The 15,742-nt window shown below is 47.4% G+C and carries 13 protein-coding genes and 1 pseudogene; 2 read left to right on the top strand and 12 right to left on the bottom strand.

From position 1 onward, the window contains the following. Positions 1 to 40 precede the first annotated feature (40 nt). From IEY46_RS22645 to IEY46_RS22655, 3 genes are all read right to left on the bottom strand, one after another. Positions 41 to 406, bottom strand: a complete 366-nt coding sequence (locus tag IEY46_RS22645; protein ID WP_188995275.1) for a cytochrome-c oxidase — start codon at positions 404 to 406, stop codon at positions 41 to 43. Positions 407 to 498: 92 nt separating this feature from the next. Continuing rightward, the gene (locus tag IEY46_RS22650) at positions 499 to 1,248 is read right to left on the bottom strand and encodes an SDR family oxidoreductase (protein WP_188995277.1); all 750 of its coding nucleotides are present in this window, start codon (positions 1,246 to 1,248) and stop codon (positions 499 to 501) included. 53 nt (positions 1,249 to 1,301) lie between these two features. Further along, positions 1,302 to 1,757 (bottom strand): DUF2269 family protein, encoded by a 456-nt coding sequence (locus IEY46_RS22655; RefSeq protein ID WP_188995280.1) that lies wholly within the window; start codon positions 1,755 to 1,757, stop codon positions 1,302 to 1,304. 1,022 nt (positions 1,758 to 2,779) lie between these two features. Here IEY46_RS22655 and IEY46_RS22660 point away from each other — a divergent pair. Together IEY46_RS22660 and IEY46_RS22665 are read left to right on the top strand one after the other, a co-directional pair. Continuing rightward, positions 2,780 to 3,223, top strand: a complete 444-nt coding sequence (locus IEY46_RS22660; RefSeq protein WP_188996126.1) for an SRPBCC family protein — start codon at positions 2,780 to 2,782, stop codon at positions 3,221 to 3,223. Continuing rightward, entirely contained in the window at positions 3,223 to 4,797 is a 1,575-nt protein-coding gene (locus tag IEY46_RS22665; protein WP_188995282.1) for an MFS transporter, read from the top strand. The genes IEY46_RS22660 and IEY46_RS22665 overlap by 1 nt, the downstream gene beginning before the upstream one ends. Positions 4,798 to 5,267: 470 nt before the next feature. Here IEY46_RS22665 and IEY46_RS22670 read toward each other — a convergent pair whose 3' ends face one another. The 9 genes and pseudogenes from IEY46_RS22670 to IEY46_RS22710 form a co-directional block, all read right to left on the bottom strand. Next, positions 5,268 to 5,564: a hypothetical protein gene (locus IEY46_RS22670; protein WP_188995283.1), complete on the bottom strand. Its 297-nt coding sequence runs from the start codon at positions 5,562 to 5,564 to the stop codon at positions 5,268 to 5,270. 12 nt (positions 5,565 to 5,576) lie between these two features. Further along, on the bottom strand, positions 5,577 to 6,794 hold the full coding sequence (locus tag IEY46_RS22675) for a Gfo/Idh/MocA family protein (protein WP_188995284.1): 1,218 nt from the start codon (positions 6,792 to 6,794) through the stop codon (positions 5,577 to 5,579). Beyond that, positions 6,791 to 7,321 (bottom strand): 6-phosphogluconolactonase, encoded by a 531-nt coding sequence (locus tag IEY46_RS22680; RefSeq protein WP_188995285.1) that lies wholly within the window; start codon positions 7,319 to 7,321, stop codon positions 6,791 to 6,793. Before IEY46_RS22680 ends, IEY46_RS22675 begins: the two co-directional genes overlap by 4 nt. 288 nt (positions 7,322 to 7,609) lie before the next feature. Further along, positions 7,610 to 8,617 carry a Gfo/Idh/MocA family protein gene (locus IEY46_RS22685; protein ID WP_188995286.1) on the bottom strand — a complete coding sequence of 336 codons (1,008 nt, stop codon included), beginning with the start codon at positions 8,615 to 8,617 and terminating at the stop codon, positions 7,610 to 7,612. Between the two features lie 192 nt (positions 8,618 to 8,809). Beyond that, entirely contained in the window at positions 8,810 to 9,799 is a 990-nt protein-coding gene (locus IEY46_RS22690) for a Gfo/Idh/MocA family protein (RefSeq protein ID WP_188995287.1), read from the bottom strand. 30 nt (positions 9,800 to 9,829) lie between these two features. After that, a pseudogene (locus IEY46_RS37085) lies at positions 9,830 to 10,806 on the bottom strand (Gfo/Idh/MocA family oxidoreductase); the annotation flags it as partial. After that, positions 10,803 to 13,844 carry a glycosylhydrolase-like jelly roll fold domain-containing protein gene (locus tag IEY46_RS22700; protein ID WP_188995289.1) on the bottom strand — a complete coding sequence of 1,014 codons (3,042 nt, stop codon included), beginning with the start codon at positions 13,842 to 13,844 and terminating at the stop codon, positions 10,803 to 10,805. The pseudogene IEY46_RS37085 and the gene IEY46_RS22700, both read right to left, overlap by 4 nt. Further along, positions 13,841 to 14,815: a Gfo/Idh/MocA family protein gene (locus IEY46_RS22705; RefSeq protein ID WP_188995291.1), complete on the bottom strand. Its 975-nt coding sequence runs from the start codon at positions 14,813 to 14,815 to the stop codon at positions 13,841 to 13,843. The genes IEY46_RS22700 and IEY46_RS22705 overlap by 4 nt, the downstream gene beginning before the upstream one ends. 53 nt (positions 14,816 to 14,868) lie before the next feature. Next, positions 14,869 to 15,732, bottom strand: a complete 864-nt coding sequence (locus IEY46_RS22710) for a sugar phosphate isomerase/epimerase family protein (protein WP_188995293.1) — start codon at positions 15,730 to 15,732, stop codon at positions 14,869 to 14,871. Positions 15,733 to 15,742: the final 10 nt, after the last annotated feature.

The following is a 15,742-nucleotide window of genomic DNA, read 5'->3' on the forward strand; positions in this document are numbered from 1 at the left end:
CAACTATCCCGTACCGGTTTGAGCGTCCGTATCAAGCTGCTTACTTGACATGGCGTATCGCATTGATAAACAAGAAAATGGCCCCTGCTACAACAAAAATGCCACCAATGGATGTTGCAATGATAAATCCCGGGCTCTCTGAATAGAGCAAGCCGGCCAATCCTGCCATCATTAGCGGAATACCGGTCATATGGAGCCAGAAATGCCACTTCCCCAGCAATGAATTCGCTGCAGCAGGAAACAGATGGTATAGCACGCCTCCCAGCGCCATGGACACCCAGCCCAGTAAATTGGTGTGCGCATGAACCGGGGATAATGTGTAAACTTTCGATATGGACATCCCCAATCCCATGACAACACCTATAACAAAATAAAAGGTAGACCCGATCATCATTTTCCTTGCCATGTTCATTAACCTCCTAGAGATAACAGCCATTGCTTTGAACCGTAATATCGTCCTGCGAGGACCACGAGCACCTTGTAATTTGCGGTGCCGACTTACGCCATATTTATTCCGCCGTTCACATTCGTACATGTACCTGTTAAGAACCTGCTCTCCTCACTGGCCAGAAAAGCGATTGCGCCCGACACGTCATCTGGCATAGCCACCCGTTGCAGGGGTGTCATGGCAGCAACTTGCTGCTTGATTGTTTCCGGCGTATCACTCGACGCATCCGTCTGGACCAGTCCGGGCGAGACCACATTCGCCGTTACACCATAGGGGGAACACTCCAGAGCTACATATTTTGCAAAGGCATTAAGCGCTGCTTTGGCTGAGCCATGCGCCGCCATATAAGGCAGCGGTGTGTCCGCCGCATTGCTGGAAATATAGATGATTCTTCCATATTTTCGCGCAATCATGCCAGGCAGAATGGCTTGTGTCAGCGTAAATGCTGTCTTCATCTCATCATTCAGCTTCTGGACAAATTCCTCCCAGTGCATCTCCATCAGCGGTTTCATCACGAAGGACATATGCGCATTGTTCACCAGGATATCAATGTCTCCCAGTGTTGCATGAATATGTGACACAGCCTTGTTCACCTGTTCAGGATCGCGCACATCCGCCCTTGCAAGCTCTGCTTCCCCGCCCGCATTACGAATTCGATCCACGATCGCCTGAGCAGAATCTGCATCCAGAATATAATTCACAGCAACCTTAGCCCCCTGCCGGGCCAGCATCAGCGCCGCCGCAGCTCCGATTCCTCGTGCCCCTCCTGAAATGAAAGCGACTTTTCCATGTAAATTCATTTTTCGTTTCCTCCTCTTATTAAGTGCTGTTCTTTCCCAGTCAAATTCAGATCTCACATTGGTTTGACAATCATTAAAATGATTAATACGATGCCCAGAATCGAAGCCGTGTTGTAAAGCTGGTTGGCTTTTGTGAGAAGAGCCGTCTTGTTTGCCGTTGTCTCTGGATCACTTGCCTTTTCATCCCCAACGCTCAGCACTTGATTCAATTGACCCAATACAGGACCCAGCATGCCCACCGCAACCACCTGAATGAGTACATATAACACGAGGGAAATCAGAATCCATAGATCGGAAAATTTCCAGCCTGAAGAGGCAACAAGCGCCACCCCCGACACAACAGCAATAGAACCGCCGATTTTCGGGAAATAGTTAAGCAGCTTGAACAGTACGAGTGATTGCAGAAGCTGCTCTCTTTGCTGCTTCTTCCGGAGTAAAATATGACCGAAATAAGTTGGTCCAATGCCAAGAATCGCTGACAGCACATGAATCCATATAAGCCATTCCATTGTTCACCACTCCAATCTTTCATCTTTCGTTCGTCAGACATGTCATCCGGACACTTCTTTAAATGACCTTTCGATATACAACTCCCCCTCGATAAGCTTCAAACGTATGGTACACCGGCTCTCACGCCATTCAATTTACCATGACGGGTCTGGCTCCAGGAATTATACGAACGTATAGTTTTGGAACTATACGTTGACCAAACCATTGCTGCAGAACCCAAGAAGAAACGGTTGCGCCGTCCTCTGGCGGCAAAGTTAGTTTCTTCCCACAGAAATATCAGAAAAGAATAAGCCAAACATGTCAGGTAAATCGAGATAACTTGAGATAACTTAAGGTGAATTTTGACAACACAAAACCCCGACCTAGCACGGTCGGGGTTTTCATGGTGGAGGCGAACCGTAGGTATGTAAAACCACAATTCATCGCCGCGTGTTGTTTAGATTGTTTGCTGAAATGGTCTAGCAATCGACGATATCGAAATGACGACCAGGGGGAAAAGCTCAAGAACTTGCTGTCCGTCGAGCGCAAAGCTCAGGGCCTTGCCATCTGGCTTAGTCTGGCTTGGTTTGAAGACACGCCTAATAGTATAGAGAGTAATGATATTCCATACGAAGCAGTACGGGATTTGGTTAAAAGGTTCAGATTGACCGTCATGCTGAACGAGCATTTGTTTTGATTAAAATAGTGTTCAGAATAAGTATTTCTGCTCGAATTTCCATTTCCCTCTTGATCCTAACGTGACGTCATGTTTTATAGTTAAGCTACCGGTAAACGACCAGCGAGCTTCAAAGGGGATGATTATGGAGAATCAATGGAAAGTCGGCGAGCTCGCCACGTTGGCAGGGTTAATAATCCGCACTTTACGACTCAGGATTTCACCAAATTGTTAAGCATGACGAAGAAGAGTCACGAAAATTATTTTTTGGAGAGACGGACGAGTATCGCGCATAGTCTTGACCGGCTTGGTGATTTCTCGCAAATGATAACAAGAAAGAAGATCCCATACAAGGAGGCGAAAATAATGAATGAACGATCTGTAGTCCATGATACTTTTGTGCACGAACGTACCTATAACACTACGCCATCGCGTGTCTTCTCAGCGTGGTCAGACCCTGAAGTTAAAGCAACCTGGTTCCCGAAAGCAGACACGTTTGATTTTACAGTCGGTGGGCGGGAAATCCACCGCGGTGGCTCGCCTGGAGGCGAGATTTATACTTATGAAGCTCTATTCCAGGAGATTGCTGCGGATGAGCGCATTGTGTATACCTACTCGATGGATCAAGGCGATGCAAGAATTTCGGTATCTGTGGTGTCTGTACAATTCAAAGCTGTAGAGAATGGCACGCACCTGATTTACACAGAGCATGGTGCTTTCCTAGATGGGTACGATACCCCGGCAGTTCGTGAGCGTGGTACGAAGGCAATGCTGGACATACTCGGGGAAGCACGGAGGCAGGAGGTATAATGATTGCTGTGACAGGAAAAGTGATGAAGGCAGGAATAAAGGATTGGATTGGTCTTGCCGTGCTGGCATTACCCGCGCTCCTTGTATCTATTGATGTCTCCGTAATGATTCTCGCGCTGCCGCATATCGGTGCTGCTCTTGGGGCAGATAGCACGCAGCAGCTATGGGTCATGGATATTTATGGTTTTATGCTTTCTGGGTTTTTGATTACGATGGGCACGCTCGGCGACCGGATTGGAAGGCGCAAGCTGCTCATGATTGGGGGAGCCGCATTTGGCGCCGCTTCGATTCTAGCGGCATTCTCACAGAGCGCAGGGATGTTGATTGCTGCCCGGGCACTGCTTGGAATCGCGGGAGCAACACTTTCGCCTTCGACACTTGCACTTATCAGCAATATGTTCCATGACCACAAGCAGAGATCATTTGCCATCGGCATATGGCTGACTTGCTCCATGGGTGGCATGGCACTTGGACCGGTGGTTGGTGGAACGCTGCTGGGGCATTTCTGGTGGGGATCGATATTTCTGCTCGCAGTACCTGTCATGGTGCTGCTGCTGATTCTGGGTCCCTTCCTGCTGCCGGAGTATCGCCAGAACGATGGGGAACGTGTGGACCTTTTAAGTGTAGGCTTATCTCTCGGAGCGATTCTGCCGATCGTTTACGGCTTTAAAGAAGCAGCCAAGCATGGTTTTCAAACACTTCCAATCGTGATTATTTTGGTGGGGCTTCTGATTGGTGTTCTGTTCGTACAGCGGCAGCAGAGGCTTTCCAGCCCACTGCTCGATTTGCGGCTGTTTACTAATTCAGCCTTCAGCACATCTCTTGCCTGCATGTTCGGGATTACCATGACAGGTGCGGTGATGCTGTATATCGCTCAGTATCTCCAATTTGTTAAAGGATTGTCACCACTTCAAGCAGGGCTGTGGATGCTTCCAGGAGTGATCGGTTCCATGAGTGGTATGCTGCTGTCCCCCCTGATTGCACGGAGAGTTCGACCTGCTGTTCTCATAGGAGCAGGACTGATCTTGTCGGCCACTGGATGCGTGCTGCTGGCCCGTATTTCCCCTGCTTCGGGTCTTATGCTCCTGGCAGGGGGTTATACACTCTTTAACCTTGGAGCTTCCCCATTCCAGAGCCTGGCCAGCGACTTTGTCGTGGGGTCAGCCCCGCCTGAGAAGGCTGGTTCCGCTGCCTCGATGCTGCAGACCAGCGGTGAATTTGCCTTTGCTGTTGGGATCGCCGTCTTAGGCAGCCTGGGCACGGTAGTTTACCGCAGCAGAGTCAAGGATACGATGCCAGTTGATATCCCCGCTTCTGTAGCGCAGGCTTCCCGGGATAGTCTCGCCAGTGCCACAGCCGCTGCAGAAGGCTTAAGTTTAAAGACTGCAGACAAGCTGCTGACCGGAGCACACGAAGCCTTTACGAGCGGACTGAATGTGGTTGCAGCATGCTGCTGCGCGTTGATGCTCGGATCTGCCATAATCGCGGTGATACGGTATTGGAAAAAAAGGCCGATCGGTACATCCGAGACACAAGAACCTGGCAGAATTTCAGCGGCTGTATCTGAAAAATGAAAGAGAGTACAAACAATGTACAAAGTACAAACACTGGACGGAACCCCGGTTGCATAATGTACGAAATGTTTGATTACTGTCAGATGACAAAAACATGTAAACTATGAAAGCCGCATTATATGCGGTCAGGCTATCGAGAAAGTCTCGACAGCCTGAGCCCGACCGCGTGAGGTCGGGCCTTTCATGGTGGAGGCGATCATTAGACCAGCTGCCTTCATAAAATCAAATCCGATAATTCCATCAATCTCCATGCCTTAGTCCATGCTTCCGAGTGAGCCTTCGCAGTCCCCAAAACACCCCATTCCTCCGGAAACCGTTCCTGTACTTCTTGCCAGCGCATTTCTCCACCTCCAAGAAATTCAGTATAATTATAGCGAGCCCCTAGGCACGCCCGTAACGACAAAGAGCACCTTGTAGGTGCTCACTAGGCTCAGATCATTGTCAAATCCACATAAGCTGGAACCTCAGCCTCAAGAAGCCGGGGTTTCAGCTACATGTTTATATACATCGTGCAGCATCAGATTATGGCACTGGTCCCATGAGAAGGTAATCAAGTCCGCTGGAGCTCCCTTAGCCAAACCAACAGTTAGATCCATAAAAGCGGCGGATTCAACAAACCCCGGGCCAATCCAATACAAATCCCCTGCATGTTCCATTGTCCGATTCATCAACGGCTCTACTCGGTCGATAACCCCATCCGTCATATGAACCTGAACGGGTTCCCCTGTCTTGTAATGTAATCCGGATACAATCTTAGTTTGATTCATAAGCTTTTAAGGTTATTCCACCTCTTGCAGTAATTCTCGAATCGCAACCAACCGTTTCTCCTCAATAGATATGTTGGCAGCCGCACCAATAATCAGCGACATCGCGCCTGCTCTAGAGCCCGCCCTCTGACCAAGCGGATCCGACACATCGTCTGTGAATATCATTCTCCGCAGAATAGAGTCTCCGCCGCCATGGATGCCCGATGCTTTCAGGCTGTGCAAAGTCGTGCGTTCCCCTGCACGGTTATAAAGGCGAATTTCGTTCATCTCTTCCTTCTCGAAGCCGCTTTGATATTCCTCTGCTTCTAGCCGTCCTTTCGTACCGATGAAGGTTGCCTTCCAGCCTTCGTAAGGGCTGTACGCTTGTAGCGAGTAAGTCAAAAGCGTCCCTTTCGCATACTTGACACTGAGCGACATCGTATCGTAGATATCAATGTCGTCCCCGAATACACATTGGTCTCGGTAATACCCATCTTCCTGCTCCGCTTTTTGATACATCGATCTTGTAAAGTCGCTTTCCGAAATATCATAATGAAATTCACAAGTAGATTTATGATGGCATGTCCAGCATCTCTCGCCGCGCTCAGCTCTCGTCGGTCCATAGAACGACAGATCACCGTTCGCGAACACACTCTCTGGCTCGTCCTCCAACCACCAATTGACCATATCAAAATGATGCGTCGATTTATGAATCAATAGCCCGCCGCTATTGCTCATTTGCCGATGCCAACGTCGAAAGTAGTCCGCTCCATGACTCTTGTCCAGCGACCACTCAAGTGCAACGCTATGAATTCGACCGATCGCACCTTCTTTAAGCAGTTCTTTCACTCGAACCACATAGGGCATAAAGCGGCAGTTGAAGGTCACCGTCACTTTCTTACCCGTCCTTCGTTCCGCCTCCAAAATCGCCCTGCATTTATCTGCAGTCGTTGTCATCGGTTTCTCGGAAATCACATCGCACCCCGCTTCCAAAGAGCGGATAATATAATAATCATGCAAGCTGTCCGGAGTCGTCACAATGACCGAATCCGGCCTCGCCTCCTGAATCATCCGGTCGAAATCGTCGAACACGGCCATGCCGTGGGCAGCGTCGCTTAGCAATCGGGCACGGACTGGATTAACATCATACACACCGACAAGCTCCACGTCCGTCTTTAGCTCGGCGGCCAGCGGAACAGCGAACATTTGCATAGCCCTGCCGCCTGCGCCGACAATTGCAAACCTCTTCATACGTCCAGTTCCGAAGCCGATTCCTGATCCAGGAATAGACGCCAATCCTTGTGTGTCTTCAGGATGGATGCCGGCACCTGCGCGGTTGTCTCATCTCTCAGAGTTAGCTTGATCGCGTTCGCTTTTACTTGATAGGGCACGCAGGAAATGATTGTTGCACTATCGAGAATTTGCCGCACCGTCATTGTGATTGCCTGATTCGGCACCTTCTCTAGCGATTCAAACCAACCCTCGCGCACCTGCTGCCCTTTACAAGCTACATCCAATTCAACAACCTTGTAAGCTTCGGTCGAATTGAAATCGGCAGGAGGATCGTTGAAAGCAATATGGGCATTCTCACCTATTCCGATCAGCGACAAATCGAGCGGCGCTCGACGAATATCCCGGGTCAGCTCTGCAAAATGGTTGGCAATGTCCTTCTCCCCGTTAACCAAATGAGCTTTGGCTCCAACAGCATAGGAAAGAAATCGCTCCTGCAAATACTTGCGAAAACTGGCCGGATGCGTCTCTGCTACTTCTATTTTCATTTCTATTCAACCTCCGTATATTGTTATCTTGAAGATGCTAATCATTATCTGACTCTACTAGACGTCTTTCAACAGCTCCCTAAAAATGGGTTCAAGTGTCTTGGCCATGCTCATGAATCCAAGGTCAGTCGGATGGATGCCGTTTACAGTGTAATCACTGGAGTACTCATCGCCGAATAGGAATGTCAGTGTGACACTCGCGAATAATACGAATAAATTGAGGCAATGGATCTTCTGGAGATGATGGAAGACGACGATATTTCTTTTCTTGTTTGAACCATTCGTAATCTAGGAAATAACTACCCCTCGACCACTAGCGATCGATTCGTCGATTGCGATACAGGCCTCCATTGTTTTGTATCCATCAAAGAAATCGCAACGAATAGCTTTATCGTACAAGATCGCCTGCACAAATTCATCAATTTCCATGCTAAAAGGATGATGCGATACATCCCCGCTATCTGGTAGGATCGTAGGAATGACCGCATAATCTGTTTGGCCGGGTAGTATATGACTATACAGTTTATTGTCCATAATCGCTCCCTTTTCCCCCAATAAGTGGATGTTAAATTTATAAGGTGTTTTACATTCCAATGACGAGGAGACCTTCCCAAGCCCACCATTTTTCAGTTGAAATATCGCTATCGCATTCGGATCGAACTCATATTCAGAGTTCTTCCACGTCGCACAACTGTAGGCACTTACTTCAGAGATTTCACCCGCAAAATATCTAACAGCATCCACTGCATGGCACCCCGCGGAAAGCATACTACTCCCACCTAGTCGTTTCTTACTACTCCAACGATGTTGACCATACTGTGGACCAACAAAATGCCAATAGTCTATTTGGGCCATATATATTCTGCCTAATGCATCATTTTCTATCAGCGCCTTTGTCGTTTCAAATGACGGATTCCATCGCAGCACAAAACTGACTACAGTATGAACCGGATTGTTCTGAATAGCCTTAGCCATTTTTTCGAGCGAAACCCTATCCATTGCCATTGGTTTCTCAATTACCATATGTTTTCCATACTGTGCAGCTAATATGGCCTGTTCAGGTCGTACGTCAGGAGTTGAGCAGAGCACCACAGCATCCGCACTCGCATCTTTAACGGCTTCCTCATAGTCGGTAAAGATCCTAGCCTCGATACCCAATTGTTCTAATAAAGATTTAGCCCGATTTGTATCTTGCGTTACTATTCCATATACTTCCGAATCGTCTTGTTTATTTATTGCTTTTAAATATTCAACCGCAGCCCAACCTGTACCCGCTACTACAAATTTTATCGTCATAAGCTAACACTCCTTATTTGATATTTAAATTGCTAGATAAGTATGAAGTCATACTCTCCCTATGTAGACTAATCACATACCCCGTAGTCGTTAACGCACACAGCTCAATCCCATTGACACTAGCTATGAAATTGCATTCCTGACTTTTTCCTCTTTAGTATATGGAAGTTCATTCACCAAACCCTGCTGAAGCTAGATTTGCACGGGCTGTACCAGCTTGACGGAGCGGTATCCGGCTAGCGCGACCTCTGCCGAACGAAGGCCATCGAGACCGTTGATCGGAACAGGGCTATCGTTCAGAACGGCATCGACGAAGCCTTTCACCATATATTTATCCATGCCGTCTCCCCAGAAGCTGTATATCCCCTTGCCGATATCATCAGAGAATAGCTCGTTTTTCTGCGCGAATGAATCTACGGAAATTACCCCTTTGGTCCCGACAATCTCCATCGTGACATCTCCCCAAGTCGGGAAGGATTTAGGACTTGACCAGCTTGTATCAATCACACCGAATACCCCATTATCGAACTTCATATGGATCATGCCCGCATCCTCCACTTCGGCGCCTTCTTGGAACAAGGTTGCCGCATAAGCATACACTTCCTTCACTCTGGAACCAGCTAGGAACCAGTTCATCAAATCCATGACGTGCACAGTATGATCGAGCAGTGCGCCGCCGCCGGACTGTTGTGGATTCACGAACCATCCGCCTGGGAATGTACCGCGATTCGTCCCTTTGATAGCCACGATCTTCCCGATCTCTCCCCGATTCACGGCTTGCTTGGCTTGGACCACAGCAGTAAGATAACGGCACGGAAATGCGGTCATCAATTGGACTCCGTTGACCTCACAAGCGGCAATCATCCGCTCCATCTCTTCAACCGAAATTCCCAATGGTTTTTCACATAATACATGCTTCTTGGCATTTGCTGCATCTATCGTCTGAGCCGCATGTTTAACATTCTCGGAGCAGATGACGACAGCGTCAATATCCGTCTTCAACAGCTCACGATAATCCTCATAGTAGGCAATACCCGTCTGCTCCAACACCGATTCTACTCTGCTTCTTATTTCGTGTGAAATCCCCGTAACTTCCACCTCAGGCATGTTACGCAATGCGTTCAAGAACGAAAAAGCATGGAAGTGCGCGAAGCTGATCATCCCTATTCTTAATTTCCTCATCACCTAAGTTCCTCCCCGTCAGAGTTCTTACTAGAACAATATAGCTTTGCCGGTTATTGTAGATTCCTGAGCTGCACTGGCAATTTCAAGTGCCAAGCATGCATCCCTCGCCGATACGATCGGTTCAAGGTTCTCGCGAATGCAATTCATGAAATGCTCAAGCTCGATAAAGTAAGGGGCGTTAATCAACGGACTCCCAGGAACCTCAACAAAACGCGCTCCCTCCTCTATTTCCCGTATCTTGCGAACCTGCACCGACTTCGCCTTTGTGCTGTCACTGCGAATAACACCTTTGGTGCCCGCAAACTCAGCGGCGGTGCGAAATTCTCCCGGATATCCATAGTACCCCTCAAGGTTCGCAACAGCACCGCTTTTAAATACTAACGTAACCAAGGCATAATCAAATTGATCCTCACGACGGCGCATCGCATACACCGACTTGACTTCACCAAGTGTCCACAATACAAATCAATATCGTGAATCATTAAGTCAACAATAACCCCGCCACTCTTCTCCTCTTCCTTAAACCATGGTCTCACATCATCCGAATACCCGCCCACTCTTTTCAGATGAGCCACCCCGACCTTACCAATATTGCCTGCATCGATTTTCTCTTTCATCTGAACATATTCCGGGAAGAATCGCACAACATGGCCGACGAACAATCTGACACGATGCCTTTCACAAATATCAACAACCTCATATGCATCGTCCAAAGAGAGCGATATCGGCTTTTTGCAAATCACATGCACACCCAAACCAGCTGCTTTCAGCACATATTCCTTATGCAAATAACTAGGTATCGTTAAACTGACTACATCGGGTTTCACGGTGCCCATCAATGCTTCGAATGAAACAAATGCACGCGTGCTAGCTTTATACGCCAGTTCTTTTGCAAGTGCATAATAAATATCACATACACCTACGATCTCGACACCCGGCATTGCTGCAAAGGCCGAGGCGTGCAAGTGTCCCATTCCTCCGGAACCTACTATTGCAACTTTCATTCTCGCTTCTCCCCTTCGTTCACCAGCACCAATTTTATAAAATCGCTTAGACCAGAATGTCCTTCGATCCCTTCCATCATATGAATCGAACTGTTCGTGACCTGTAGTGTTATTTGATTCATACCTGCTTGTAAATAGGGGGCTACGTCCCATCCATATGGCTCGTCATACACAATACCGGCATCCATTCCATTGACAGTACAATGTGCAACATCTGCTATTCCACCGATCATTAGATAGGCCCTTCCTACTTTATCCGACAACCATTCATTCGGAAGGATTATCTCTTTCTCATAGACCATCGTTCCGGAATAATGTGGATACCCAAGCTGTGTCCAATCGGTTAAACCATGTTGTTCTCGGCATTGCGGTGTTTCACGGAGCAAACCTGTCGATGAACCAACATAAGGTAATGACACGATGAATTTGCCATAAAGTCGTAATGGATCACAAAGCATACCCCCATCCGGGAATGTGACTTGTAGCCAGTTCAACCCCTTATGCAGAAGTGATGCAATGTTCATTTCATAATTATGCGTATCAAATCTACGTCTTCTTTGAGGCTTATCACCCAGTATTATGCCATTAACGCTAATCACACAGGCTTGTTGTAATGTAAATAATTCAGTCACCAGCATTACTTCATCTGGGATGGATTCTACGAAAAACCGACAATAAGCATGCTCATTTGACTGCATGTCACGATTTGGTTGACGTGTCAGGTTGTGGGCCGGCAATGTAGTAATGGGTGAACCAATCGAAAGCAACTCCGTCGATGAGCAGTGCCAATCGACCAATACCAACACGTTGTCCTCAAGTGGACGGATGGACCAGTGCCCTGACAAATCACATACTTGTGATGGCATCTCATGAGCAAGGGCCAGTCTAGCACGATGAATTGCCTTGCTTCCATTGATCGATGACTCAGCCTGACTTGACCATCCGGATGGGCCCCACTCTATTAGAGTCGAACCGTGCGGTGCGAGCATGACTTCCTTGATCACTTCCGTCGTATGCACCGCTATATAAACCGTTCTCCACTTATTTAGCGCATTGACAAGAAACAGGCGTATGTGCGACCCGATAACACGAGTCAACATATAAATATCACACACCCGACCGGATGTCGTTCCGGGGCTTCCGTCACTACAATCGTTTTCGCTATACAGCGTAACATCTCGCGCAATCGATGCTTCAAGTGCTGCAATAATACGGTCATCTTCAACATGATGCGACCAGAAAGGTTCAGTTAAAGCTACCGTATCGCCCGGTCTCCCCTTAGATCGCATGATCTGTGGATGAGGGCCGACCAGCCACACTTGCGCATCCTGTGAAAGCACTTGCTGACAATAGGCTGCCACACCGCTCTCCACATGATCACCGAATACAAGAAGTGCATCATATCGTTCCTCATCACTACACCACGTACCGTCATCCATCGACATCGTTAGCAGAGTCTCTTCATCTACCCAGTCAAAATCCCACTGATGCGATAGTAACTCATGCTGAAGCTTAGCCATTCTCTCGCGCAGCCTTTCCATCTCCTGCTTTCGATCAGGATAATAGACGCTGAACGAACTCTGTGGGTACAAGAGTAATAAATGGCAACGATGCTTGCCTTCATTCAATACCTTTGATAGAGCGGCTAACTCTTCACAGTACGGCTGGAAAAACGGCCACATGCTTGATTGATAAAACAAAGAAGGTGGTGCTTCGCGCTTACGCGGTCCGTCAATGGAGTAAAATTGCGCATGCATAACGATGTCTGTTACGCCCATCACAAACAGCCAATCCGTCATCCGCTTCATATCACGGAAATTCATCGCCCAACTATTTGCCCCGAATGCCTCGACCAAAACTCCTCTTTTGTTTCCGTGATGTGCGACAGAACTGACCAGTTTTGGCCCTAGATGAAGCAGGGGCGTACTCTCGCTCCCGATCAAACCAGCGATAAGGTCCGTACCTGGGAGATCGAATGGCTTCAGTAGTGACATAAGATAGGGCGTCCACCGTGTCTGACCGATGGGATCCTCCTCAGGGCTTAGATGACCTGTACTCAACATATGATTCGTCTCACACCACTTCGCAATCGGGGCGACAAACGATGCCAAGAAAAGTTGGCTCAGCGCATAGCGATAATCGAACCGAACCTGATCTGTTCTATCGTTTAATTTAAAAAACAAATGAGGTAAAAAGTCTGTTATCTCATAATCGAACAGCTGATAAAAATAGGCTGCAAATCCCTTCGTCCAAGCAACATCACCAAGCATTTTCGGTTCATCCGTAAACATGCCTATAATCGTCGTGCCGAACTTCCCGCCAAACCTTGCAGCGTAGCGTTCGTGTGTCAATTCAAGGAAATAGCGAACCGCTTCCGGGTTCAATAAATCTGCATATCCCCCCCTTGAGGTAGCACTGAAATCGCGTTCTACAAAGGCACATATCTTCCATTCTCCTTCAGGAAGCGTTGCAAGTGTTCGGTACACTGATCTTGCTGTAGAAGTACGCCAATGTGGGTTGCCGCTATCTTCATAGGGAGTGTAATAGTGCCACTGATGGACATATGACGTCTTCCAGTCAAGGCGCACCTGACCTGTGTGCTCCGTTAGATCAATCCATTCGCTAGCATCTGCTTCACCTACTAAAGGAATAGCCATAACTTTTAATAAGCGACCAATGGGAAAATCGAAATGCACCTCACCACCCGAGCAATCCATTGATTCTAGAAAAAGTGCTTTTGCTCGATATTCCGGTCGATTGAGTGCAACCAAGCCTCCAGCAGAACCACTAGGATAAGGATCTTCATCGTACAACCAAGCGTGTAGGCCAATTGTCTCACAGTGATTGACAATCACACCTACCTTCTCCATCCAGCTACTAGATAAGTACGGTGTCTCCAAACCATCACGCGCATGGATAAACACACCTCTGAATCCTTTGCTCTTCATCTCATCCAACTGCCATATTAATTCGTCGTCTTCCAACAGATGATTTAGAAACCAAAAGGACATCGGAGACATCATCGATAAGTCGTTCATACTAGACTCATGCTTTTCCGCTCTATAAAAGATTGATTCGCTGCAAGGGTGACGGCCAGCGTTTTTGAAGCATCTTCATAGTTGCATAGCACATGTTGCGAAGTGCCTGAAACAACGGCCTCCACAAACCGCTTATCCTGTTCATAATACGCATTCATTTTCGAAGTTTTCGTTACATTCTGGTTCTCGTCAATGATTGTGATTTGCATTCCATTAGCACTGAGTGACAAATAGTAATCGGGACCAAATATTTTAATTTCCGAACCATTATAATAAGGGGATACACAGGACTCTGTTAGCGTTCCTACTGCCCCGTTTAATAGTGTGAATGACAGGGCGCCACCGTCATAGATAGTCGAGTCCGGACTTTCTTGCTGGATAACATGACGGCCAAAATTCGCATATACGTCGTTAAACTCACTAACCAAATAGCGCACAAGATCGACTTGGTGGGTGACAGCATCTACGAGAAACCCGCCTGACATAGCAAGCTGATTCCACCACTTTGCTGAGTGTCTTGTGCCGTATCGATGAACTTGAACGAGATGAACCTGCTTCCCTTGTAAGTATTGCTTGGCCATCTGCACAGTGTCCAAATATCTTAAACAATACCCGATTGAGTTGATCACACCTGATTCACGAATGGCCCGCCCCTTGCGAATGACGTCCTCCATACTGAGGCCTAAAGGTTTCTCCACAAGTAGATGAAGGTTACGACTTGCTGCTATTTCCTCTAATTGACCTCTTGCAAACTGTGGTGAGCAGATCAGTACAGCATCGATTTCCTTGTTATCAAGTAATTGTTCTGCGCTAGTTGCAATCGTGGCTCCCGTTTCATTGGCAACCTTCGATGCCTGTTCCGGATTGATATCAAACACACTTGCAATACGCACATTCTGAATACGTGTCAGTGCTTTCACATGATACTGAGCAATCCCGCCTGCACCAATCATTCCAAATCTTATGCTCATGGATACAACTTCCTTTTCTATACTCATTTATTTATAAATGACAGTATTGGCGACTACACTTTCTCAAGTATTGTTCTGATGTTATTTAGTCCTATCCTAGCTCCATACTCGCACGCTTCTTTGCCTTCAAACTCCAGTGACAAATCCCCTTCGTAGCCAGATGACTTAATCAACCTCAATACTTCCCAAACGTCTACATCACCTTGCCCAAAAATTGCCCCGCGCAAGTGATTCCCATACGCTGTTTGAAACCAACCTTCTCCAGGATCTCGATAAGAAGGCCTATAGTAAAAGTCTTTCAGATGAATCATCGTTGCAAGCGGTAAACTTCTCTTTACTGCTGCAATCGGATCCTCATCCACACACAAGAAATTTCCGATATCACATGTTGTACCGAAACTTTTCCTACCAACAGCTTCAATTAATGTCTCAATCCGTTCGCTATGTTGTATATAGAAACCATGGTTCTCTACACTGGTTATCATGCCGTATTGTTGCGCATAATCGTTTATGTGCCTGCATGCTTCCGTCAAACGTGGCAAATCCTTGTAAAATTGACGTAGTGTCGTTTCTTTAATCGGCCTGTGTGCTACGTCGTGACGCATGCGTGGCACACCTAGAGCGACCGCAATATCCACTTGTTGCTTCACCCTAGTGATTTCCGCCTCATATTGGCTTTCATCATCTCCGACAAAGTTTGCCTTAATTAAATAATTCGACAAAAGAATATCGCATTGCTCAGCCTTCATACGAATGTCCTCGATCAGCCTAGGGTTATCATCTAAAGTAAACCCAATAGGGACGATCTCTATATGCTCACACCCCTGCTCAGCAGCCCATCCAATCACATCAACAATCGTCATTTTCCCAGCACTCATGGCTTGGCTTAAACAATATGAACTCATGCCGATACGCATAACATCCCCC

Source organism: Paenibacillus nasutitermitis, from assembly GCF_014641075.1.
Lineage (GTDB): Bacteria > Bacillota > Bacilli > Paenibacillales > Paenibacillaceae > Paenibacillus_Z > Paenibacillus_Z nasutitermitis.